We start from the raw sequence: 22,332 nt of genomic DNA on the forward strand, positions 1-22,332 counted from the left end.
CGAGGTTACGGATAGAGATAGCGGGAGCGGCCATGATGAATTACCTGCAAAAGAGAGTAATAGATCAGAATGACCGATCGCCGTCAAGTTTTTTAAATCGAAAATTAGGTGCGGAATGACGGATAAAACGCTTCATTTTGTTTAACAAAAAACAGCATCCTAAGAACATGGGGGAACAAGAGGTAACTAATTTTTTGACATATTTAGCCGTAAACCGACAAGTTACGGCGTCTACTCAAAATTTGGCGCTTTGCGCTATCGTCTTCATGTATAAACATATACTTCAGAGAGAACTTACTTTACTACCTGATACGATAAAAGCACGCGCACCTAAACGGGTTCCATCCGTCTTATCTCATAACGAAGCAATGAGTATCATCAATCAGCTATCCGGTAGCTATAAACTGATGTTTTCGCTTTTATATGGTTGTGGGCTAAGGAAAGCAGAACTATTAATGCTAAGAGTTAAAGATATCGATTTTGAGTCAAGGAATGTCTATGTATTTCGTGGCAAAGGCGGTAAAGATCGAGTCACGATGTTACCTGAAAAGCTTGTTGAACCCCTTAAATTGCATATTGAAAAGGTTCGTGATCTTCACGAAAAGGATCTTTGCGAAGGTGAGGGTAAAACAAGTCTCCCGCCAGGGCTCGCTCGAAAATACCCTTACGCAATTTCTGATTTTAAGTGGCAATTTATATTCCCATCATCTGTCAGGTGTAAGCATCCAGTGGATGGATATGTTTGCCGCCATCACTTGCATTGGACGTCCCTAACAAAGAAATTAAGGAGCGCTGTTATACGGTCAGGTGTTCAGAAACACGTTACCGCACACACATTCAGGCACTCTTTCGCAACGCAGCTTTTAAAAGCGGGAACAGACATTCGTACAGTTCAAGAGCTGTTAGGGCATACGGATTTGAAGACAACTCAAATATATACACATGTCATCGGTCAACATTCATCAGGGACAATTAGCCCTATAGACCGATAATTTCGTTTTAAATAAACCGGGCTTCATGTCCGGTTTTGCGGTAAAAGCGGTCATTCGCATGCGGATTGTGTTGAGGTGCTGAATCTCTGCTTTTCGCTCAAAGCGAAGATCGTCTCTGTGCCAAAAGCAGACATTTCAACCTTCGATAAAAAAATCCGGTTCGCATCAGGGGGCCGCAAGCGTATGTTCGAGGGGTTAATCCGCATTTGTAGCAAATGCAAATATCGGTTGTACCTATTAGGAGTTGTAAGTTATAAAAAAGCAATGTAGTGTTCTGTACATTAAATTTATAAAAAAAGTCCGTATTTAAATACAGACTTTTCCGCAGGATAAGCGTTATGAGCTTCATTAGCCTGAAGAGCATATCTTAATTTTATTTCAGCGATAGCTTTAAAATATCTTCCGAGATAAAAGAAGATAAATCAAAAATAGTTTGAGCTTTGCAGAAACTAAGAGCTATTCGAAAAGGCTCATGCCTATATCGAAGAACATTTTTAAAGACACGGAAGAATAGAAATGTCTGAACCGCTGGAAAATGCACCTGTCAAAACGACGGCGGTGAAACGTAAATCAAAACACGAAAGCATATTAGGGATACACCCGACAGTGAACAGCTTCGGCTACTTTGCTGCTTCTACAGATTTAGTTACTGCCAAAAATATTGCGCATCGAGAGTTATTAATCCCTGACGCAAAAGTTAATGATGCTGTTCAAGAACTAAGGCCTGCATTGATCCAACATCATGCAAGTGCCGAAATGATAGCGCGAGACAACAGAAAAATCGCTTCTCTAAAAAAACTTGGTTACACCATCGATGATGCGAATGTACAGCGTTTCCCAACTCACTCTGATACGCAGAAAGGCAACCTAACAGAAGTTTTTCTAGCTGAATACATAGTTGCTTCGTCTGGTGCCAATCTTCCAGTCTACCGATTAAGATACAACCCAAATGTAGATCAATCCATGAAGGGAGATGATGTTTTAGCTTTCGACTTCCGAGGCAGAAAGCCCCGAATAATAATAGGAGAAGCAAAATTTAGAGGTGTGCCATCTAAAGCGGCCGTGGAGGACATAATTAAGGGGCTTAATAGCTCTTACCAAGGAGGCTTGCCTGCTTCCCTGCAATTTGTAGCAGATAGACTTTATGAATCTGGTCAAAATAATTTGGCTGACCAAGTAGAAAGCTGTGCATTACAAATTGCGAATGGAAACCTCGATCTAAATTATGTCGGAATACTCTTAAGCAATCAAAATAGTGCCAATCCGATCAATACCCATGCTGACAGTAATATAAGCGAACTCGTCATGATCTCATTGGCCATGTCCAAGCCCATCGAATTTGTTACTGCATGTTTTGAAGGGATTGAGGAGGAAGCTCATGGCAATCCCTAGAGAAACCGCACAAAGAATAATTGAACGCTTTCAAGCAGGTGGAACGGTAAATCTCTTTGCCCAATCAAATGCTAGTCATCTTCTATATGAAGTCGGAGAGACCCAGGACAACTTCCCTAACTTCGATCCGTCTCTACAAGACAAAGTGACTATATCAGCATACTCAATATTAGCCGCCGCTATTAGCATTGCTGAAGAGGAATGGACTGATGAAGCAGTCCATGCATTGGAGCTTGGTGCAGGCTTGCTTGGCAACGTAAATCAACCCCATACAGAAGAGAACAACTCAAGTGTCTTTCACGTTTTGATATCGGCAATGGCATTTTATGCTGCAGGACAGTACTCTCGTGCTTTTGTAACAATAAGAAAAATCGAGGCAAAATCTGATATAGCAGAAATTATTTCTGCATTTATAAGAAAAGACCCAGAACAAGTAATTATATTAACCAATAAATTTCTACTCGACGACCTTACAAGGTTTGAGTCCCATCACGACATTCTCGACCATGCTATTGCATTGATAAGCTCAAGAGCATTGAGTTTAACACTAGAATATTTTGCTTCCGGCGACCACCGAATCCCTGAACGAATCGACGAACTTCTTACTAGTGGAGTCGAACTGGCTTCTGATTATGACTCCCCTTCGCACTGGCTCGTAATGCGCTTATTAAGGCTGATGTTGGCTGGCAATTTAGATGATTCGCTATGGTCCAGATTACCGCGGTTAATGGATGGTGATGAAGATATTGTTAAAAAATACATTCGATTATTAGCCTTTGATAAGAATCGTATTACTGAGCTTTGGACCTCTCAAATTGATGCGCTTGATAAAGCTTTGGATTCTACGACCCCTGGTGCTGTGATAAATATGCGCACTAGTGCGGGCAAGACTCGAGTGGCCGAACTAGCCATACTTCAAACACTATTAGGTGATCCGGCAGCCAAAGTGCTTTATTTGGCACCTTTTAGATCATTAGCTATCGAAATCGAACAAACTTTAAGCAAGACCTTTGACCCACTTGGCTTTCCCGTATCACATCTATACGGTGGGTTTAGGTTGAGCAGGTCGGACACCCAACTAGCAGAGTCGTCGAGCATTACAATAGCAACTCCCGAAAAGACTCGGGCAATGTTACGAGCGAGCCCTGAATTAATGTCGCAAATTGGTTTGATAATAGTTGATGAGGGTCATCTATTAGGTGCAAACGAAAGATATGTAAGGAATGAACTGTTTCTAGACCATCTGCGAATTATATCTAACAAGAATAATTCTAGGGTTTTAATGCTTTCCGCTGTGCTTCCCAACTCTGAAGATATCTCAAATTGGCTAACACGCAATCCAAATAATGTCGCTCGATCAAACTGGAAACCTTCCTCAGAAAGATTCGGTATATTGCAATGGCAAGGAAATAACGTTCGCATCGATTGGCGCGGTGAATACGAGTCATTTAACCCAAGATTCGTACAACAGATAGAATGCAATCGGCAATTTGATCATGGAGCCGGTATATGGAAGGGCAGACGAAAACCATTTCCTGCAGATAAAGGAGAAGCTATTGCAGCCTCTGCACTGCGCTTATGTACCGTGGGGCCTGTGATGATTTTTTCTGCACGTGCTAACAGTATTCCGGGCCTTGCCTCCTCATCTTTAACCGCAATGGGAGAAGACGCTCCGCACCATAGTTGGCCTCAACTCGAATGGGATTTATTTGAAGCTACATGCATAGAAGATCTAGGTGAAAATGCTATAGAACTTCATGCTGCGCGTAAAGGCATTATCTGCCACAGCAATAGACTTCCTCCAGAAACTCGTCTCGCAATAGAGCGGTTAATGCGAAGTTTTGCACCAAAATTAGTTATTGCTTCAACTACTCTTGCACAAGGCGTAAACATAGGAATCTCTTCAGTCATTGTTTCTACTCCCTTCAAAAGTAAAGATCCTATTGATCATCGAGACTTTTGGAACATATGTGGGAGAGCCGGTCGCGCCTTCATAGATGGAGAAGGAAAAATTCTTTATGCAATTGACCGAACAAATGAGGATTGGAAAGTTAGAAAAGACATTGCGTTAGCAAACTATTTTTTTAACCAGAAAAATAGCAACGAAGTACAGAGCGGCCTTCTTTTTGTTTTGAATCTGTTGAAGCGTATATCTGATGAGCATCAACTAAATTTCCAACAACTTCTTACCATGGTTGCTGAGAATGACTTTACAGCACTTGAAGATCAATCCCGGGAGGAATTCCATTACATTTTAGATCTGGTTGATGACAGCCTTTTATCAATTCAGGAAGATGAAATAATTAATCCAAACAATATCCAGCCAGAACAATGGGTTGACGATTTTTTTCGAAATTCATTAGCTTCACTGCAGGCAAGCGCAGATACCGGATTGAGTTCCGACGAACTGATTCAGCTCTTAAGTAAGCGAGCCGACTATCTGGTAAAATCCATCCCGGATAGGGCTCAAAGGAAGGCATATGGATCTTCAGGCCTTCCAATATCCGTTGCCTCGAAGCTATTTCTTGATATAGCAGTTTTCGTCAATCACGCACAGACAGTATCAAACTCAGAGTTCAGCATTGATTCAATACTTTCCTTTTTAAACTGGCTAGAAGATTGGGCGATACAAAACGCAGCTGCTATTATTCAAGACGCACCAGCAAAAAAATCGTTTAATAGGATAAGGTCTTCATGGCTATCGGGAATCTCGATGCGTGAAATTACTTTGCTGGATGATAGTGCTGATGACATTTGCAAAGGAGTTTACGGCTTCACGTTTCCTTGGTTAATACACGCAGCATCTCAGCAAGCAAAAAGTATTGGGCTGGAAGATGAATCAGACGTGCTGAGCAATGTAGCGATCCTCGTGGAAATGGGGCTACCTTCCCTGTTGGCTTGTTGGGTATTTCTATCTGGTATTAGATCTCGCGCGGCTTCAACTGAAATCGCCAATTCCGGCGTCGATTTAGGAAATAGCCTCAGACGAGTGCGAATCAGTTTAAGAAGGCCTGATATTTTAGACGCCTTAAATGTGCTGGTTAGTGATCATTCAAAAAATTGGCTTAGCTTGCATCGAATAAATCATGCATCAACGCCCGACAGGCTACCTAGCTTCAGAAGGTTTACCGTCAATGGGTTTGATGGAGAGCCACCCGTTCTTTTGCTTCGAAGTATTCGACAACAAGATTATCTATGTACTCCAGACGGGCGACAGAAACTACTCGTAGGCTCTGATCGCCAACTACCTTTTCGTGATGTTGCAAATGATTACCGGGTTGCATTTGAACGGAGCAATGATGGGGTTTATCAGGTGGTTTTGAGAGATCCTCGCGCTCAACTCGAGGAATAAACCTATAGATATTTCGGCCTCAGCAATAGATGAAACTGAACTGTTTCTGGATTTTAGGTAATATGCTGCAAATTTGCCACAGAGCGCGGCGTTAAGTCCGCTGTTCGCTCATTTCTGCCAGCTGAACTATGCCACCTGGAAGCTAAGTGCCAAAAGCAAACATTAAGATTTGTTGCAGCAACTGCTTCCTTCTTGAATAGGAGGGCATTTAACGGTCCCGTAAGAACAATATACGCAACAGTCACCTTTTAACGGCTTGAGCAGCGCTTTGCATCCTTCACATTCGTAATACCACTGGCAAGCGTTTGTTGGCATGGTCTCGACCTTACTAAACCCGCATTCGGGACAAGTAATCTTAGACTCTAATTCTATACCTTGCATACGGGTTCCTTAACAGGCTTGACGATATCCAACACTGACATAAATACCATCCATGTGATCCCAAAGTAAAATAAGTAAGTGCTCCAATCGTATTGCCACAACGGATAAAGGGTCAGTAATACAGCAATTGGGCCAATAACACTTAATATGCCTCTTGCCACATGCTTATGTTGATACCAATTGTACGAGTTGACCAATAAAGCGAGCGCAGCAAATAACGGTAATAAAGTGTTAACCGCTATTCCTTCAAAATGTGACAGGAAACCTAGCCCTAGAGCTGATGCTAGAGAGCCTAAAGCGGGAAAGCAACCTGTACAACTAAGTGCCGCTAACCATACTCCACCGGAGCCTACTTTATCTAGAATTTTATTAATCATAATTACCTCTACTTTTGAGGTAGTTTAAACTCCGTATATGGGTACGGAGTCAACAGCTAATTGAGCGAATTTATTATTGGACAGGAATTGGGGTCTTGATTGGCTTTGCAAGAATTTGTCATATCTTGAATCACTTGTTCTAGCCGTTGCAAATCGGCAATTTTTTCTCGGATCAGCTCAAGCTTGTGTAACCCCATCGATTCGACATCAGCGCAGTTTCCACTCATAGACATGAGTGAAGCGATTTCATCAAGTGTAAAGCCCAAAGCTTTAGCTTTTAATATGAATTTAAGTTGATTGATGTGAGTTTTGTCATATATACGATAACCATTATCAGGTCTTGGTGGCTGCACGATAATCCCTTTACGTTCATAGAATCGGACTGTTTCTACGTTAATGTCTAGTTCTTTAGCCAGCTTTCCAATGGTTTTCATAAGTAGATTCTCTTAAACAACTAGCATCATTTTAACATTATTAGACAAAAGCTGAACTTCCGATAATCGCTCAAAGCGGTCCAATCATAAATTTGGCTCGTTAAAATTAGCTGTTGTTACTGGTCACAACAGCTAGTCAGAAAAACACACGATTCATTCATCTATCTGGCCAATCGCTCTTACCGGGATCATTAGCATGTTAGCTCTATGAAATTTTCTGGAGCTGACAATGAGAACCCCCTTGTTCCCTTGGTTCATCCTATGGGTGACCATCCCAATCATTATTTTCTTTCTATTCATCCTGCCCGCCCATGCTAGTGATAGGCAATTCTATCAGCGTGGTCAGGAAGGCTGGTTTTGGTATCAGGTCATTCCTGAGCCAGCGGAGGATGAAGAGCCTATTAAGCCGGAATCAGGTGCGGCAGAGTCGAGTCAGAGCGGGCTAAAGCCTTTCAGTGCTGCCTGGTTCCGAGAGCACATGCAGTCGTTCATGGACAAGGCAATTGATGAGCCGACGAATGAGAATGTCAGAGCCTATCTGTATCTCCAGCGAGTCATGATGGATAAGGGCTCACAGTTTGCTGATGTTAGTCAGCAGGTTGTCATGGGCGATCCTGTTTTGGATGAAATCAGTCGTAGACCCTTGGCGACCTATGCTGCCAATCGGATGGATCGAGAAGCTGGCGCTCAACGGGATGTTGCTTTAGGTGAAGTAGCAAAACGGGCTGGCTTGTTCTTCTTCTATCGTTCGGATTGCCCTTATTGCCATGCTCAAGCGCCTATCATCGAATCCATGGCTTTGAACTACGGTTTCGAGGTGTTTGCTATTGCTGTCGATGGCTTGCCTTTACCAAGTGGAGAATTTCCAAATTACAAAGTCGATTCAGGACAAGCTCAATCCTTGTCCGTTACGACTGTTCCTGCGGTTTTCTTAGTTGACCCGCCTAATGTCATCACTCCGATTGGCCAGGGCGCAATGAGCCTTGATGAGCTCAATAATCGAATCATTCTTGCAGCCCATCAAGCCGGTTGGATTGACGATCAAACTTACTATGCCACCAGACCTGTTCAGCCCGGCGTTTCACTCGCGATGTCAGCCCAAGAGCTTAACGAAAAAATATTACAGGACCCTGAGTTCCTTGTTCGCTATCTGCGTGCACAAGGAGGGTTATAACGATGAAAAAAGTATTCCAAGTATCGCTAATCGCCTGTGCGATTGGTTTTTCATCTATGAGCCAAGCAAGCTTGCAACAGGAGATGAATCAGTTGTTTGGTTCAATGACCAACACCACTGCGCCTGGTGTATTCGAGAGTCAGCGGCGTGGCGTTATATCTGGTGGAAGTGTTGTTGTTCGTAACAGGATCATGAACGAAAACCTCGTCTCTATGGTGCCTCCGTCATTCCAAGCTGGTTGTGGCGGCATTGATATGTTCGCTGGAAGTTTGTCATTTGTTAACGCGGATCAGTTTGTTCAATTACTTCGCTCTGTAGCGGCAAATGCCAAGGGGTACGCATTCCAATTGGCGCTCAGTGCTATGTGTGAGAAATGCTCCCAGCACATGGAGACACTGCAAAAGAAAATCCAGCAGTTGAACGAATATTTTGGCAATTCCTGTCAAATGGCTCAGGGAGTCGTGAACGATACTCTGGCTGCTTTTGGTAAGAAGGGGCAAACAGAAGCCAGCATGTTGAGCTCTCTCAAAGGGGCTGGAGACGTTTTTACCAGTTGGAGTGAGTCCAATGGTAAGAACCCATACGAGAACGCTTCGAGTGTCGCGGCATCTGATGTGAACAAAACGATTAAAGGCAACTTGGTTTGGCGAGCATTGAAACGTCACTCGGCATCAAGCTGGTTTGCATCTGGGGATGACCGTTTTCTTGAAGCGGTTATGTCGGTGACTGGTTCGATCATTGTTGGTGATCTTGCTAATGCCGCTGATGGCCAAGGTAAAGCCCCAAAACTGACCAGGCTGAATGGCAATAAAGTGACTATTGAGCATCTAATTCATGGCGGCAACGTTGCTATGTACCGATGTGACACAGTGACGCAAGACGGTTGTCTGAACCCAACAATCACTAACGTGACTCTTACCGGGTTATCAACTCAGGTAGAAAATTTACTTCTTGGTACAGGTTCCAGTAACGGTATTATTTTTAAGTTTGCTCGAAATACAGGGGCTGCTAGCACCACCGAAAAGGCTTTTATGACCTCGGCTCCTGCGAGCATTGGCGGCATGATTCGAACACTTTCTGCATTAAATGAAGGGGCTGCTAGGTCGTTTGCTTCACGAGCGGCTCCATTTATTGCTGTTGAGATGGCCCGAGCATTGGTTGAAGACATGCTCAATGCAGCTAGAAGTACCTCCGGTGCGGAAGATCATGCCTATGCGAAGTTATTAACGGAAGACCTTGAACGTGCACGTCGCCAAATCAATGAGGAGTACGCTGCGTTGCAGCGAAGATACGGCTCAGAGCAAGAGTTGCTGGCACATTTTAACCAGGTGATTCAGACCATTCGCAAACAGCGTTATTACACCGTTAAATCTACGGCGCTGGGGGAATAGATAATGTGGGAAATCTATTCTATCGGGGATTCGGCTTTTTTAGAGCAGGTCCTGAACGCTGTTGCGATGATCACTGGTACAGGCGACTTTACTTCAATGGTTCGGATTGGCTTGCTCATTGGGGTATTGATGGTCTCTGTTCAGGCCTTAATGCAAGGTGGTCGTGGGATTAACTTTCAACACGTCTTAGTCTCATGGCTAGTCTTTGCAACCATGTTTGGGCCCAGTACCCGAGTGAGCATTGAGGATGCGTACACGGGACAAGTTCGAGTGGTTGATAATGTGCCCATCGGTGTTGCTGCCGCAGGCAGTACAATTTCGACTGTTGGATTTCAAATCACGCGATTGTTTGAAACGGCGTTCTCAACTCCCGCCATGACGGAATACGGCTTTGCATCCAGTTTACAGACACTGATTAAAGTGAGAAAACAGGTGATGGATCGCACTGGGTTGGGTGATGCAAATCGTGTCGGCGGCTCGGATATCGAGCAATCGTGGTTTAACTACATCAAAGAGTGCACCTTGATTGGTATCGACATTGGCCAAAAGAACCTCGATCAGGTGCTGAGTGATCCTAACCCGATGACTGCGATTAGGTTTGATTCGCGCATTTATGGCACGCGCATCATGCTCAGTGGTAGCAGTAGCGATTTGGACTGCACCGATGCCTATAGCCAGCTGAAACTCATAACAGAATCAACCTTCATTCCAAGGCTTAAACAGGTTCTATCAGCCTCATTGGGGACTTCGTCAGCCACTGACACTGATGACGTGATCCGAAATGCACTGAATAACCTTGGTTTGGCTTCGGTTAACACCCAAGAGTACATGACCGCGTCAGTGCTTTTGCCTATTTATGAGCAAAGCGTGACGGGCAAGTATATGGATGATCAAGCTTTCACCGCAGCCGTTATGGTTAACCAAGCGATTGAGCAGCGCAATACGCAATGGGCGGCGGAGCAGACTCTGTTCCAAAGTATTGTTCGTCCGATGATGACGTTTTTTGAGGGTTTCATTTACGCCATCACCCCTTTGATGGCCTTTGTGATAGCCCTTGGCCAAATCGGGATGCGAATGGCTGGGAAGTACTTGTTAATCCTGCTTTGGATTCAACTTTGGATGCCTGTCATGGCCATCATTAACCTGTATATTCATTTAACCGTTGCAGGGAAAATGTCGGCTCTTGATGCCTTTGCAGGTACAGAAGTGCCATCTTTTGCTGGGATGATGCAGATGGATTCAGTGCTGCAAACCTGGATAGCTACTGGCGGCATGTTGGCGTCGAGTGTTCCGGCGATTTCGCTCATGCTCGTGTATGGCTCAGCAATAACTGCAACCCACTTGGCTGGACGTCTTCAAAACGGTGATGCCATTGATGAAAAGATGGCAAGTCCAGATGTCGCGAAAAATGCCCCGGTAATGCAATCACAGTCAATGTTCCAAAATTCTGCCCTTACGGGTTCTGCGATGACCGGCGCGTCAAACCTACTAAGCAGTTTCTCTGTCGGAAATGCAGTGGGTTCAATGGTCGGCTCTGCAAAAGAATCCATGACTCAGGCAACTCAAGCCTTTAGCCGTCAAGTTGGCAATACCATGAGCCGAACCTTTGGTGAAAAGCTAAGTTACGACAATCTATCTTCAGTTGGACGTCAAATCGGTTCTTCTAATTCCGCATCTAGCGCCGTTGTTAATCAGGTTACTGATGACCTACAAACTCGGTATGGTTTCGGAGACGATAAAAAAGATGCTGTACGTGGCTTGGTATCTGGCGTGTTATCGGGAGGCTTAAGGGTCGGTGGCGATGGAACTATTACTAATCCCGGTGAGAAAGAAGTTGCTGATAAGGGTTTTCTTGGAAGGCTTCTTGGTACGGGCGGCAATGATTCTCCACAGGGCAACTTGCCAGGAATGGATAAGCCAGACTCATCTCGTGTACCAAAACTATCAAGGGTACGAGCAGGCCTAGATTTAGGTGGTAACTTTAGTGGCCAAGTTGAGTCGTCAGAAGGCAGTTCTCGATCTACGACCGCAAATACGCTCACAGGGGAGATGCAAAGCTTGGCATCAAGTGATTCACGACGTGCTGAGTATCGCGATGCAATGGTTAAGGACCTTTCAGATTCAAGACGTTCTGGCGTTGAGATGTCCTTGTCTAACCAAGACTATCAGTCTCTTCAGAGTTCAGCACAAGACGTTGTCACGGCATCAAACCGCTTTAGTGAGCTTGATCAGGCCAGCTACAGTCTATCAGGACAAAGAAATACTGATGGTGCGACGTTAACCCGATTAGCGGCGGATAATCCTGAAGTCATGGATTATTTAGGTCGCTATATGAACCAGCATGTTGAAGCTGGTAACCGATTACGTGAAAACCTTCCAATGTATCAGCGCTTGCTACCTGATGATAATCAGGCGTATGTGGCCGCAGCTATGGAGTCTTTAACCTATAGCAACTCATCAACGCCCGCTGAACGAGACAATGATTATCAAGCAGCAATGACGGTTATGGCCATGGCTACCGGAGCCGATTTACGCTCGATACAGCCACGCTCTAATGAAGGCTTGTCATCAACTGCACCTACTTTTGGTGGCACTCAAAGCCAAGTGGAATCGGGTGTATTGGGCGGCTACGAGGATGCAGCAACAGTTCAAACTCAGTTCAACGCAGCTCAATCAGCTTACCAAACCAATCTGTCTGGTATAGATGGACAGTTGAATGCGCATCAGCAGCAAGCTCAGCAGGCCGTAGCTACTGACACAAGTACCTATCAATCTGGACTAAACAGTGAAGCTGGATCTCAGTGGCGATCACGCATTATGGCTGATGATAGCGGAGTTTCTGGTGCTGAAATGTTCTTCAACAGCGCCAGTGCTATTGGTGATTTCAGTGGCAAGCATACTGATGCAGCTCTGCATACCTTGAATCACTTTGGCGAAGACTATGAGAGTTACAAAGAACAAGCGCTTGAAGATCCTGGCTCACGAGGTTTCTTGCACAACGCAACGGTGGCCAGCAAATCAACATGGGATGGCTTAAAAGCAGCCGTTGATGCCGGAACCTCTTTGGAAAATCCTTTGACGGCGTTTAATGATGCATACAGTGGATCGAGTACGCAGTATGCCTCCGAAGTTAACTGGGGCACTAAGTCTGAAGCCATGTTGGCTGGGGCATTCGGTGCGGCAGTTAACAATCGATACGGTGAGTTCTTAGAACAGTACGCCGATGATTTTAAACAGGAAGCATACAGCGAAGGGCAGAGAATGGGATTGACCCCGATTCAAAGTCAAGTGTTCGCTCAAGCTTTCAATGAAGGTTTGGCGGGGCGCGTATTCAACTCTGAAGACTCATCGAGTTGGTCGCCTGAAATGCTAGGTCTAAGGGAGCAAATGCTAAATGAGTATCGTCAAAAGGATGAGAGTGGCGCTTACATTCCTGACAGTGTGTCCGAAGAAGATAAAGCATTTGTGGATAAGCAGATTGCAGTGATCTCAAATGCATCGCTTGCGGGAGATTATGCTCAGAACAACTTGATCGATATTAGGGCCTATAACCAGGCATCAGGAAGGAACTGAAAATAGAAGGTAGCCAGCTTGTGGTTGGCTGGCTATTTTTTTGGCTTTTTGGGATACCTTGGATAAAAGCCATCAAAAAACGAATGGAGCTTATACCAATACCATTTTTCTTCAATGCTCAAAGTTCTACCCGAATCTTTAACTTGGCTGCTCAAGAATCTAATTCCAGTACAAATAGCTAAGAAAAAGAGTCCCAAACCAACAATTGTCCAACTCGCTTGCCAATATGCGATTGCTAAAAACATAGTGTTGATGGCTATAAGGCCGATGGGGTTGCAGGTCGCTTTGAATCCCAAGTAGCTGAAAAAAACGACGGTGCAGAACAGAAATGGCAGAGCCGCTAACTTGGCAGATGCCGTTAATATTTCTGATGGAAAAAAATGAGCCGCAGCCAAAGTCGCCAGAAAAAGCCCCAGTGATATAACCCAGCAGCGTGCTGGTAAAGATTTAAGTAAGTTTGTCATCTTAGTACTCTCAAAGTGCACGGTCGGTGCACAATCAAATCATGTATCAGCATGTGAGTTCTCAAAAAGTGCTCTAGTGGTTTGCTCGGCCATAATTTCGCACACAGGACATTTAAGCTGAATGCGCTGTTGAGATACCGTCAAATACAGACTACCGCATCGACACCGGTGTAAGGATGCAAGCTGTGATCTTAAATCACGAGCTAGAACCCAACCTTCATTGATGGTTAGTTTTTTCCAGGGGATCTCAGCTGGAAGATCTGCTTCTTCTCTTGCAACCAAGTACGCATCGTAAGCCTTCATCAAAGCATCAATATTTAATTGCTTGTAGACATTGTCACCACCAATATTGACATAAAGCGCCATCAGCAGGGAGCCTTCAACCAAGGCTCTTCTACTTTTAACGATGGCATCAGATTCTGGCAATTGACCAGGACAAGGTGACTTGCCAGTCACTTCTTTGTGGAGCCTTCTGATAATGTGGATTGGCAAACCTGTATCGAGCGCGATAATGGTCGTTCGAAATCCGTACTTAATAAGCAGCGAGGCTCGGGTAAACAGCTCACTTTTGGACAGGTTATCAATCATGCATCCCCCTTGTTGTTTAGGGTTGATAATAAATAAGCGATTCTTGGGATACCTGTGCCTTTGCTCTTCACCATCTCAATCAGTTGGCTTTGGTTACCCCTTGGTTGAAACAGCATGAATGATGAGGTCGCCACTCGTTGCAGGTCGTCAACACCGGCATTAATCAGTGCATCCACCACGTCGCGTGTAAGTCCAAAGCGCAAGACCGCCTCTTGCGGATCAATTCGCGCTAATTCACGTGCTGCGTGTAGGTACGCCAAATTTAATTGATAGAAGTCTTGTTGATTGGTTGTCATTGACGGACCTCCAGTTCATGTAAAATATTGCGATAGATAGAAAGCACTCTTTGCCCATACCAGCGTGCACGCTCTTCGTTCCAACTGTGATAGCGGCCTATGCCAAGCTCTAAATCGTTAGGTGAAGACTTGATTGCTTCGGCCAAAATACTTGAGCCGACCGTAAGGTTGGTGATGGGGTCTAGCAGTTCTGCTGCTGAGCTCACTCGATGCCCATGCCAATGCAAATTGATTTGCATAAGGCCAATATCGAGCTGGTATTTTTCAGTCTCTTGCAGTGCTTGGTTTAACAGTTGCTCCGCTTCTGTCTTAGATTTGGCGTAGGTTGCGTTTGAACCATTGCGAATTGCGTATGGCCATGGACTGGTCATGTTAAGACCTCGATGTGAGGCCGACTCAGCCAAGGCAACGGCGTAGAGCATGACTGGATCAATACCAACACTTTGTGCTGCTTTTTCCCACTGATAGCCCGGAAACGCATAGACTGAAGTGCTTGCGGACATGGCTATCACTAGGGCAATGGTTTTTGCTTTAATCGTTTTCATTTTTGTCCTCTAATTGATTTCCGAGAAGCGCCTGAATGGCTTTCGGGCTTATTCTTTTTAATGGCACTGCGCTAAAGTCGGCGATGCCTCTCGTATAAACTTGTGCCGCTTTTGACCAGTCACCCACGGCAACAGGCGCTTGCATATCAAATCCTTTTTGCTGGTTCTGATGGTCTGCAATACCCTGTAATAGCCTTGGGTATTCACCCACTTCGTCCCGTAGCAAGTAAGCCTGGTAGCGTGTTAAAAACTCTTTTTGCTTAAAGGGGTATTCCCTGTCATCAACCTTGCAGAGTTCAACCCATCCACCCATGTCTGAAATGACGCGGTGGATAAGCGCATCATCAAACATCACGGATGTCCAAGCGCCAACCTGACGAACAGCCTTGTCAACTTTGTTCCAAGCAATCATGGCTCTTGAACCTGAGTTGCCATCGATATGCTTGATGACGTCAGCGGGCTTTGGAAAAAATTGCCCAGTATCCGGTGATTGAATATGCCGAGTCAGACCGATTCGCACTTCTTCAATGCTATAAGCACGAAGGGCTTCAAATGCGATGGATAGCAATTGTGGTGATACGCTTTTGCCATACATGGCCCAAGCAGCTCCCCAAACTTCAGCAAACTCGCGTTTATCAACCTCCTGCACTTGAACGAACCTCCCGAATACCTGGTCCGGCCCAGCTTTCAGCAATGCGGCGATTGCTTTCTTCAATGTTCAATTGGTGATTGCTGCCCTTTAGGCTCGTCGATAATTGCTGTACTTCATCAATGCGAACGTACTCGTCTTCCCATTGCCGGTTTAAAAGCCAGTTATGTGGCATAGGGGTCTTAGTCCGATCTTGATATTGCAATCGGTTGTCTCGTTGCTCTTTCCAGCGTGTTAGCACTTCCAAGGCGAGTTCATGGTCTTCATTGAGGCCCATGCGTAGCCATTCTTCTTTGGCTTTCGCTTTTTTTTCTTTGCGTATTTGTACATCCCAGAAGTCTTCAAACTGTATCTGGTCAACAGTTTTAACTGTTAGTTTATTGCTTCTCTCAGAGTCATCCGACCGTTGAGAGTCCCTTACCGGGTTGCCATCAGGCATAAACAATGATGAAAATTCTTCTGGTAGCCGAGCTTGAAAAGCGGCAAGAGATTTCAAAAGCGATGCCATACCAATGAAGTCGGCAGGTACATCTTTAAGCAACCGAAAGGCTGCTTTACCTTGGTTTGGGTTTTCGATTGGGTTGTGCTTCAGAAAGCTCCGAATCAAAGTCCAACCGGATTCCTCGCAACGAATGAGGAACTGATCTTGTTCTAACTCATTTAGAGCCTTGGCAACCTGTTGCTCATCCCAGTTCAAGTCAGAAGCAACGTAACCAATCGGCAATCGAAAGCAGCCAAGCAAATTACAATGTGGGCATGTAAGCAAATACAGTCCTAGCAACTTCGCTGAGTCACTCCAGGACAAAACGTTTTGCTTTAGCCAAAAGCGGGTATAGACCTTGCCATAATCACGCATGGAGGAACTCGCTTTGTTGTTTACGTAAAATGCTGACCATTATTTGCCCTTAATCCTACTGGTTACTGGCTTTCAGCTCGCTTGGGCATTCCGGATAGATGTCCGGTCTTAACTGGGATCGGGTTACCTGTCCTTGCGTAGCTTGTTCGATGGGTAAAACGAATTCAGCGGGAACACGCCCTGATTTATTCAACCAAAACCAGACGTTTTGCTGTTTTGAGTTGATGGCTCGTGCTAATGCTGATTGCCCGCCGACCAAGTCAATGGCACGGCGGAGATGTTTTTGTGTCGTGTTGAACACTTCCATACCGTCTCCTGTTACAATAATAACTGTTACAAGATTGAATGTTACAGTTTAAACTGTAGATAAGTCAACAGTTAAAATTGTTGAAAGGCTACAGTTTTATTTGTAGAATACGGGCTTATGAAAACTTTATCCGAACGACTAAACCATGCCTTGCAGCTTACTGGGGTGACTCAGTCAGAGTTGGCTCGTCGCATTGGTATCAAACAGCAGTCGATCAGCCAGATTTGCTCTGGTAAATCGGCTAGGTCTCGTTACACCATGCAGATCGCGGAGGCGCTTCGCGTGAATGCTCATTGGCTCGCCACAGGTGATGGCGAGATTGGCTTGGGGGTCGGTAATGTAGAAGTCGGGCCTGATATTAAGGGAAGAATTCCTCTCATTAACTGGGTTCAGGCCGGTGATTGGACTGAAATAGCGGAGGGATTTGCCCATGAAGATGCTGAGGAGTGGCGTGAAGTCACTGGGAAAGCACATGAGGGTTGTTTCGCACTTCGCGTAAAAGGCGACAGTATGGAAAATCCAAGCGGAAAAAAATCCATACCTGAGGGAGCTGTGATCGTTGTTGATCCTGAGTTACCGTACTCTTCAGGTTCATTGGTTGTTGCGCGTTTGGATGATTCGAAAGAAGCAACCTTTAAGCAGTTGGTTATTGATGGTGAACAGAAGTACCTAAAACCTTTGAACCCCCAATACCCTGCAATACCGATCAACGGCAACTGCACCATCATCGGTGTAGTACGACAAGCTATCATCGATTTCTGGTAGTATGGCCCTAGTAAGTTTTGTCCTTGAACTCGGATTCTGAGCGAACCGGTTGTAGCTCAATGTTGGACTCCGGTTTTTAAATTTTTATTGATATGTGTGTAAATAAGCACTGATTGAAATTGCGGGTATGAATGCGGGTATGGTTACCATCGCTGTGATAAAATTTACAATTAAAACAATGAGGTAATGCCTGTATGCTACTTATAATAGACAATTACGACTCTTTTACCTTTAACTTAGTGCAGTATTTTCAGCAGTTAGGGCAAGAGATCGTGGTTAAACGCAATGATGAAATCAGCTTAGCGGAAATCGAGGTGTTATCGCCGAGTCATTTAGTCATCTCTCCTGGCCCTTGCTCACCCAACGAAGCGGGGATTTCCTTGGCAGCAATTGAGCATTTTGCTACTCGTTTACCGATCCTTGGCGTGTGCTTAGGACATCAAGCCATGGCGCAGGTGTTTGGGGCCAAAGTCGTGCGAGCACAGCGGGTGATGCACGGTAAAGTTAGCGAGATTACCCATACTGGTGAGCGCCTGTTTAAAGGGTTAAATCAGCCATTAACGGTAACTCGCTACCATTCCTTACTGGTTGATACCATACCTGACGGTTTTGTGCTGGATGCTTGGTTTGATGACCCGAACCATGGACGCGAAATTATGGCGATGAGTCATAAAGAGTTGCCGCTCTTTGGTGTGCAATTTCACCCCGAGTCGATTCTCACCGAGCAAGGGCATGAATTGTTGGCAAATTTCTTATCTCAATCGGCTTAGGTTGAATCCAAAAAATCGATTTTGCTCTACTCTTTGTTACAAGATTTCTCCTTCATTTAAGCAAATATGTCGCTCAAGTGTGATATAACTGCCGCAAAACGATGCCTGCTCACGTACTCATGGAGTTAGCTCCAAAGTGTAACTAGGGCTGCGATAACAATAAAAGGAAGGACAAATGAACAGCGTAATGCGAAATTTGGGTTTAAGTGCGTTAGCCGTTGCGGTATTGACGAGTTGCGCCGCCACCTCAACCGAAACGGCAACTCCCACGACCACACCACAGGCTTATCAAGTCCCTTTAGCTCAGCCTCCCCAAGTTTCACAACCGCTTACGCTGAATCAAATTATGGCGAACCCCGATTGGATGGGGATTTTCGCTAAGGAAGCCTACTGGAGCGATGACAGTCAGAGCGTTTTCTTTGCGCGCCAACCCAGTGCATCGCCATTACGGAATTATTATCAGCAGGGCATTAATGACAGCCGCGCCGTTGAACTGGCCATCGATAAGCTACATGCGGCTGATCAACAGTTTGGTGTGTTCGATAGCACTAAAGCTAACAAGGCGTATCTCTACCAAGGCAATATTTTTGTTAAGCATTTAAGCTCTGGCAAAATCACCCAGCTTACCCGCCAGCGCACTGCCATCAGTGGCCTGCGTTACCTTAACAATGGCGATATCGCCTATTGGCAAGGGGATAATGTTTTCCAAATCCATCAAGACAGTGGATTAGTGGAGCAGTTGGCTGAAATCAAAATGGCGAAAGCGCCTGAAGGTGTGAAAGAACCCAGCAGCTACTTAGCCAAGCAGCAGCACAGACTCATTCAATATGTGGCGTTGCAGCAGGAAAATGCCAAAGCCAAAGAACAGTTTAAGAACGAGCTGCAAAAGAGCGATCCGACCCTCGCCGCTAACACTTGGTATCTAGGTGATGCCGAGGTGGTGTCTGAGCTAAGTCTGTCGCCAGACGGTCGCTATCTGTTTGTAGCCCTAACCGATAAAAATTACACCGGCAGCAGTGAACACGACATCATGCCAAACTACCTCGGTAGCGAAGGCTATATCGACCCTGTGCCCGTGCGTGCCCGTGTCGCGGAAGATAATCCACCAGGACAGCGCTTTGTGGTGTTAGACCTCAATGAGCATAAACAGATCGATGTAACTATCGAAGGCTTAACCGGCTTCGATGAAGACGTTTTAGCTAAGGTTAAGAGTGAAAACGCTAAAGCAAAAGGTGAGTCATATCAAAGTACTAAGGCTCCACGTAAAATCCAGCTGATGCAGGATTGGGGCTGGACTCAAAGCGCGATTCAATGGCATGAGTCTGAGAACAAATTGGCGGTGATGGTCGAAGCGACCGATAACAAAGATCGCTGGATTGCCAGTGTCGATCTGGCAAAAGGCAAGTTTATCACCGAGCATCGCTTGCATGATGATGCTTGGGTGAACTACGACTATAACCAATTTGGCTGGTTACCCGGTACGGACAGTCTGTACTATCTCTCTGAAGAAACAGGTTATTCCCAGCTTTATATCAAGGCGAACGGTGAACAGCCCCGCGCTTTGACCCAAGGTAAGTTTGTGGTGAGTGATATTACCCTATCGCCCGATGCAAACTACATCTACTACAAAGCTAACCAAAGCCACCCTGGTATTTACAATGTTCACCGTGTGAATATCGCCTCGGGCAAAAACGAGCAATTAACTCAGTGGGACGGTAATTTAGATTACAGCTTAAGCCCCGATGGCACTAAGTTGCTGCTGAATGCGTCTCGCCGTACAGAGCCGAATGAGCTTTATATTCAGCCTATTGGCGGTGAGTTAAAACAGCTCACGTCATACACCAGCGATGCCTTTAAGCAATATCCGTGGCAAGCACCCGAAGTGGTTGCAGTTCCTTCAAACCATGGCGCTGGCCAAGTGTATGCGCGGGTTTATTTGCCGCAGGGATACGACAAATCCCGCGCCGAGAAATATCCTGCCGTTGTCTTTAACCATGGCGCAGGTTACTTACAAAATGCCGATTATGGCTTTAGTGGTTACTTCCGTGAGTTTATGTTCCACAACCTACTGACTCAACAAGGTTATGTGGTGATGGACATGGATTACCGTGGTTCTAAAGGCTATGGTCGCGACTGGCGCACGGCAATTTATCGCAATATGGGGCATCCTGAAGTCGAAGATTTAAAAGATGGCGTGACTTGGATGGGCCAAAATGCCAACGTGGATATTAAGCGCGTCGGTACCTATGGCGGTTCTTACGGCGGTTTCTTAACCTTTATGTCCTTGTTTACTGAGCCGGAATTATTCCAAGCAGGCGCGGCACTGCGCCCTGTGGCGGATTGGGCACATTACAACGCGCCATACACCTCCAATATTTTAAACACGCCGGATGTTGACCCTATCGCCTATGAGCGTAGCTCGCCCATTGAACATGCCCAAGGCTTGACTAAGCCATTACTGATCATGAGTGGCGTGATGGATGATAACGTGTTCTTCCAAGATAGCGTGCGCATGGTGCAGCACCTTATCGAGCTGGAAAAACCGATGTTTGAAACGGCTATTTATCCGGTTGAGCCCCACGGTTTCCGTCAGCCATCGAGCTGGTTAGACGAATATCGCCGTATTTACAAACTCTTTGAACAAGAGCTTAAGTAAATCTCGCGAAAGTATTAAGGCCTCAATATGAGGCCTTTTTGTTGCGTGGATTTCGGCGCGAGTGAATCTAATCAAGGTTGTAAAATAGTCACTTGTTTGCTTATTGCCAAGAGGTAACCTATATGCTGAAATTGCAATGTTTTTAATGATTTTAGCGTATGCGCGCCACTTAGCACGGGCGAGATAGGAAAGGTAAACTGTGGCGATATCGGTAGCGGGCGGCGTCAGACCTGGCAAAATTTTAGAGATAGAACATAGGCTCTATCAGCAACTTATTCTCGGTAAACAAAAAGCCAGTCCTACTCTATTGGATGATTTAGACCAAGAGCTTGAGGCTGATGCTAATAAACTCGATGTAGAGCGAGAGGCTATACTGTCACGGCTACTTAAACAAATTCAAGCTCGAGAAGTATTTGAGGCCATTTCAAAGCAACTTATTGACACAGTGAATAATGCTATTGAGCATCAATTAGCTTCCCCTGAGTTAGTGCTAGCCAAGTCGGATATTAACGAATCGCAAGTCCTGTTACTTGAATTACTGCTGGCTAAAAATCTTGATGCCACAAGATTAAGACCTTTAATCAGCAATTTAAGCTGGTTATGCCGCGATTTAACCAATATGGTTAATAGTCCTGCATTTCGGGCGCGCCGCCCGCAGAGTTCCGACGTACGCGTCACCGATATCAAATTAGTAATGAATTACATTGGCATCGAAAATCTGCGTACCATTATTCCTTATTTTTGCCTGCGTAATTGGCTGCCCAGTGGCAACGCTAAGTTACTCTGGACCACCCGCAAGTTGTGGCGCTATAGCATTGTCAGCGGAATAGCAGCGAATGCGTTAGCGCAGCTTCATAATACTGACTCAGCCTTAGTTTATAGTGGTGCATTAATGAATCAGTTAGGCACCTCGGTTGTGCTTAGCTTGAGTGCGCGTTTATTTGATAAAACTTGGGGCAATTGGATCCGTGAGGCAAGCTCAAGTCGAGATAAGGAAGTGTACGATGCTGTTATTGCCACCGAATTCCCTGCTAAAGTGGTTTTTGAACAAGTGTTAGCCCATGGACATAAGCTTAATTGGCAACTATTAGAGTTACTTAAGTTTGAACAGAGTCCATTAACTCAATTGCTTAAAGAGTTGGACCAAACCTTAACTTACCGCGAACTCTCGATGCCGGCCGCATTAGTGGCACGGGCGAATTGTTATGCTAAGGTGCTGTTGCTTGAAGAGATGCGCCAAATCGAGCCGCAGGAAAAACGCTTAATGTTCGATTATTACGAGCTCAGCGAGCAGGAAGTGCTGCGCCTAAAAGCACAGAATTATCGGAAGTTGGATCTGCTGTAATCTGCACGCCGTTCCCATCGGTGTC

General features: G+C 45.3%; 20 protein-coding genes. 10 read left to right on the forward strand and 10 right to left on the reverse strand.

Annotated features, from left to right (window positions below; translation table 11 throughout):
- Positions 1-134: 134 nt before the first annotated feature.
- The 3 genes from AEA42_RS18415 (at position 135) to AEA42_RS18425 (ending at position 5,736) form a co-directional block, all read left to right on the forward strand.
- Entirely contained in the window at positions 135-992 is an 858-nt protein-coding gene (locus AEA42_RS18415) for an integron integrase (RefSeq protein WP_348625498.1), read from the forward strand.
- Between the two features lie 516 nt (positions 993-1,508).
- On the forward strand, positions 1,509-2,384 hold the full coding sequence (locus AEA42_RS18420) for a Hachiman antiphage defense system protein HamA (RefSeq protein WP_055648496.1): 876 nt from the start codon (positions 1,509-1,511) through the stop codon (positions 2,382-2,384).
- Positions 2,371-5,736, forward strand: coding sequence for a DEAD/DEAH box helicase (locus AEA42_RS18425; protein WP_055648497.1), 3,366 nt, complete (start codon positions 2,371-2,373; stop codon positions 5,734-5,736). Before AEA42_RS18420 ends, AEA42_RS18425 begins: the two co-directional genes overlap by 14 nt.
- Before the next feature lie 162 nt (positions 5,737-5,898).
- Here the strand turns inward: AEA42_RS18425 and AEA42_RS22990 are convergent, their stop codons facing one another.
- Genes AEA42_RS22990 through AEA42_RS18435 form a run of 3 tightly spaced genes read right to left on the reverse strand, consistent with a single transcriptional unit; the run spans position 5,899 to position 6,928 of the window.
- A complete protein-coding gene (locus AEA42_RS22990) occupies positions 5,899-6,117 on the reverse strand; it encodes a GDCCVxC domain-containing (seleno)protein (protein ID WP_082389681.1) in 219 nt (72 codons plus the stop codon).
- The gene (gene merC, locus AEA42_RS18430) at positions 6,105-6,494 is read right to left on the reverse strand and encodes an organomercurial transporter MerC (protein WP_055648498.1); all 390 of its coding nucleotides are present in this window, start codon (positions 6,492-6,494) and stop codon (positions 6,105-6,107) included. Before merC ends, AEA42_RS22990 begins: the two co-directional genes overlap by 13 nt.
- 56 nt (positions 6,495-6,550) lie before the next feature.
- Entirely contained in the window at positions 6,551-6,928 is a 378-nt protein-coding gene (locus tag AEA42_RS18435) for a MerR family transcriptional regulator (protein ID WP_055648499.1), read from the reverse strand.
- Positions 6,929-7,157: 229 nt separating this feature from the next.
- Here AEA42_RS18435 and AEA42_RS18440 point away from each other — a divergent pair, with 229 nt between their 5' ends.
- The 3 genes from AEA42_RS18440 to AEA42_RS18450 are packed head-to-tail and all read left to right on the forward strand — an operon-like array spanning position 7,158 to position 13,066.
- Positions 7,158-8,102 (forward strand): thioredoxin family protein, encoded by a 945-nt coding sequence (locus tag AEA42_RS18440; protein WP_055648500.1) that lies wholly within the window; start codon positions 7,158-7,160, stop codon positions 8,100-8,102.
- Positions 8,103-8,104: 2 nt separating this feature from the next.
- Positions 8,105-9,493 carry a conjugal transfer protein TraH gene (locus tag AEA42_RS18445; protein ID WP_055648501.1) on the forward strand — a complete coding sequence of 463 codons (1,389 nt, stop codon included), beginning with the start codon at positions 8,105-8,107 and terminating at the stop codon, positions 9,491-9,493.
- Positions 9,494-9,496: 3 nt separating this feature from the next.
- Positions 9,497-13,066, forward strand: coding sequence for a conjugal transfer protein TraG N-terminal domain-containing protein (locus AEA42_RS18450; RefSeq protein ID WP_055648502.1), 3,570 nt, complete (start codon positions 9,497-9,499; stop codon positions 13,064-13,066).
- Between the two features lie 32 nt (positions 13,067-13,098).
- On the opposite strand, the gene eexS is transcribed toward AEA42_RS18450, so the two are convergent.
- Genes eexS through AEA42_RS18485 form a run of 7 tightly spaced genes read right to left on the reverse strand, consistent with a single transcriptional unit; the run spans position 13,099 to position 16,771 of the window.
- Positions 13,099-13,530, reverse strand: coding sequence for an entry exclusion protein EexS (gene eexS / locus AEA42_RS21985; RefSeq protein ID WP_082389682.1), 432 nt, complete (start codon positions 13,528-13,530; stop codon positions 13,099-13,101).
- A gap of 39 nt (positions 13,531-13,569) precedes the next feature.
- The gene (locus AEA42_RS18460; protein WP_055648504.1) at positions 13,570-14,118 is read right to left on the reverse strand and encodes a FlhC family transcriptional regulator; all 549 of its coding nucleotides are present in this window, start codon (positions 14,116-14,118) and stop codon (positions 13,570-13,572) included.
- Positions 14,115-14,414 (reverse strand): flagellar transcriptional regulator FlhD, encoded by a 300-nt coding sequence (locus tag AEA42_RS18465; protein ID WP_000210563.1) that lies wholly within the window; start codon positions 14,412-14,414, stop codon positions 14,115-14,117. Before AEA42_RS18465 ends, AEA42_RS18460 begins: the two co-directional genes overlap by 4 nt.
- A complete protein-coding gene (locus AEA42_RS18470; RefSeq protein WP_008843242.1) occupies positions 14,411-14,959 on the reverse strand; it encodes a lytic transglycosylase domain-containing protein in 549 nt (182 codons plus the stop codon). Before AEA42_RS18470 ends, AEA42_RS18465 begins: the two co-directional genes overlap by 4 nt.
- On the reverse strand, positions 14,946-15,608 hold the full coding sequence (locus AEA42_RS18475) for a DUF6475 domain-containing protein (RefSeq protein ID WP_055648505.1): 663 nt from the start codon (positions 15,606-15,608) through the stop codon (positions 14,946-14,948). Before AEA42_RS18475 ends, AEA42_RS18470 begins: the two co-directional genes overlap by 14 nt.
- Positions 15,595-16,464 (reverse strand): hypothetical protein, encoded by an 870-nt coding sequence (locus AEA42_RS18480; protein ID WP_055648506.1) that lies wholly within the window; start codon positions 16,462-16,464, stop codon positions 15,595-15,597. The genes AEA42_RS18475 and AEA42_RS18480 overlap by 14 nt, the downstream gene beginning before the upstream one ends.
- A gap of 55 nt (positions 16,465-16,519) precedes the next feature.
- Positions 16,520-16,771 carry a helix-turn-helix domain-containing protein gene (locus AEA42_RS18485; protein WP_000451746.1) on the reverse strand — a complete coding sequence of 84 codons (252 nt, stop codon included), beginning with the start codon at positions 16,769-16,771 and terminating at the stop codon, positions 16,520-16,522.
- Between the two features lie 117 nt (positions 16,772-16,888).
- Here AEA42_RS18485 and AEA42_RS18490 point away from each other — a divergent pair, with 117 nt between their 5' ends.
- The 4 genes from AEA42_RS18490 to AEA42_RS18505 all read left to right on the forward strand — a co-directional run bounded on the left by AEA42_RS18490 (position 16,889) and on the right by AEA42_RS18505 (position 22,307).
- The gene (locus AEA42_RS18490; protein WP_000854920.1) at positions 16,889-17,536 is read left to right on the forward strand and encodes a LexA family transcriptional regulator; all 648 of its coding nucleotides are present in this window, start codon (positions 16,889-16,891) and stop codon (positions 17,534-17,536) included.
- A 194-nt stretch (positions 17,537-17,730) separates the two neighbouring features.
- Complete coding sequence (locus AEA42_RS18495; protein ID WP_055648507.1) at positions 17,731-18,306, forward strand: aminodeoxychorismate/anthranilate synthase component II; 576 nt, start codon at positions 17,731-17,733, stop codon at positions 18,304-18,306.
- A 175-nt stretch (positions 18,307-18,481) separates the two neighbouring features.
- On the forward strand, positions 18,482-20,962 hold the full coding sequence (locus AEA42_RS18500) for a prolyl oligopeptidase family serine peptidase (RefSeq protein WP_037427000.1): 2,481 nt from the start codon (positions 18,482-18,484) through the stop codon (positions 20,960-20,962).
- Positions 20,963-21,161: 199 nt separating this feature from the next.
- Positions 21,162-22,307, forward strand: a complete 1,146-nt coding sequence (locus AEA42_RS18505) for an HDOD domain-containing protein (protein ID WP_055648508.1) — start codon at positions 21,162-21,164, stop codon at positions 22,305-22,307.
- The last annotated feature ends 25 nt before the right edge of the window (positions 22,308-22,332 follow it).

The organism is Shewanella sp. Sh95 (assembly GCF_001308045.1).
In the GTDB taxonomy this organism is placed as follows: domain Bacteria; phylum Pseudomonadota; class Gammaproteobacteria; order Enterobacterales; family Shewanellaceae; genus Shewanella; species Shewanella xiamenensis.

Coding starts and splice junctions, on each gene's coding strand:
- AEA42_RS18485 (WP_000451746.1), bottom strand. CDS start 16,771: ATGGAAGTGTTCAACACGACACAAAAACATCTCCGCCGTGCCATTGAC.
- AEA42_RS18480 (WP_055648506.1), bottom strand. CDS start 16,464: ATGCGTGATTATGGCAAGGTCTATACCCGCTTTTGGCTAAAGCAAAAC.
- AEA42_RS18500 (WP_037427000.1), top strand. CDS start 18,482: ATGAACAGCGTAATGCGAAATTTGGGTTTAAGTGCGTTAGCCGTTGCG.
- AEA42_RS18465 (WP_000210563.1), bottom strand. CDS start 14,414: ATGACAACCAATCAACAAGACTTCTATCAATTAAATTTGGCGTACCTA.
- AEA42_RS18420 (WP_055648496.1), top strand. CDS start 1,509: ATGTCTGAACCGCTGGAAAATGCACCTGTCAAAACGACGGCGGTGAAA.
- AEA42_RS18435 (WP_055648499.1), bottom strand. CDS start 6,928: ATGAAAACCATTGGAAAGCTGGCTAAAGAACTAGACATTAACGTAGAA.
- AEA42_RS18440 (WP_055648500.1), top strand. CDS start 7,158: ATGAGAACCCCCTTGTTCCCTTGGTTCATCCTATGGGTGACCATCCCA.
- AEA42_RS18450 (WP_055648502.1), top strand. CDS start 9,497: ATGTGGGAAATCTATTCTATCGGGGATTCGGCTTTTTTAGAGCAGGTC.
- eexS (WP_082389682.1), bottom strand. CDS start 13,530: ATGACAAACTTACTTAAATCTTTACCAGCACGCTGCTGGGTTATATCA.
- merC (WP_055648498.1), bottom strand. CDS start 6,494: ATGATTAATAAAATTCTAGATAAAGTAGGCTCCGGTGGAGTATGGTTA.
- AEA42_RS18425 (WP_055648497.1), top strand. CDS start 2,371: ATGGCAATCCCTAGAGAAACCGCACAAAGAATAATTGAACGCTTTCAA.
- AEA42_RS18470 (WP_008843242.1), bottom strand. CDS start 14,959: ATGAAAACGATTAAAGCAAAAACCATTGCCCTAGTGATAGCCATGTCC.
- AEA42_RS18495 (WP_055648507.1), top strand. CDS start 17,731: ATGCTACTTATAATAGACAATTACGACTCTTTTACCTTTAACTTAGTG.
- AEA42_RS18460 (WP_055648504.1), bottom strand. CDS start 14,118: ATGATTGATAACCTGTCCAAAAGTGAGCTGTTTACCCGAGCCTCGCTG.
- AEA42_RS18490 (WP_000854920.1), top strand. CDS start 16,889: ATGAAAACTTTATCCGAACGACTAAACCATGCCTTGCAGCTTACTGGG.
- AEA42_RS18445 (WP_055648501.1), top strand. CDS start 8,105: ATGAAAAAAGTATTCCAAGTATCGCTAATCGCCTGTGCGATTGGTTTT.
- AEA42_RS22990 (WP_082389681.1), bottom strand. CDS start 6,117: ATGCAAGGTATAGAATTAGAGTCTAAGATTACTTGTCCCGAATGCGGG.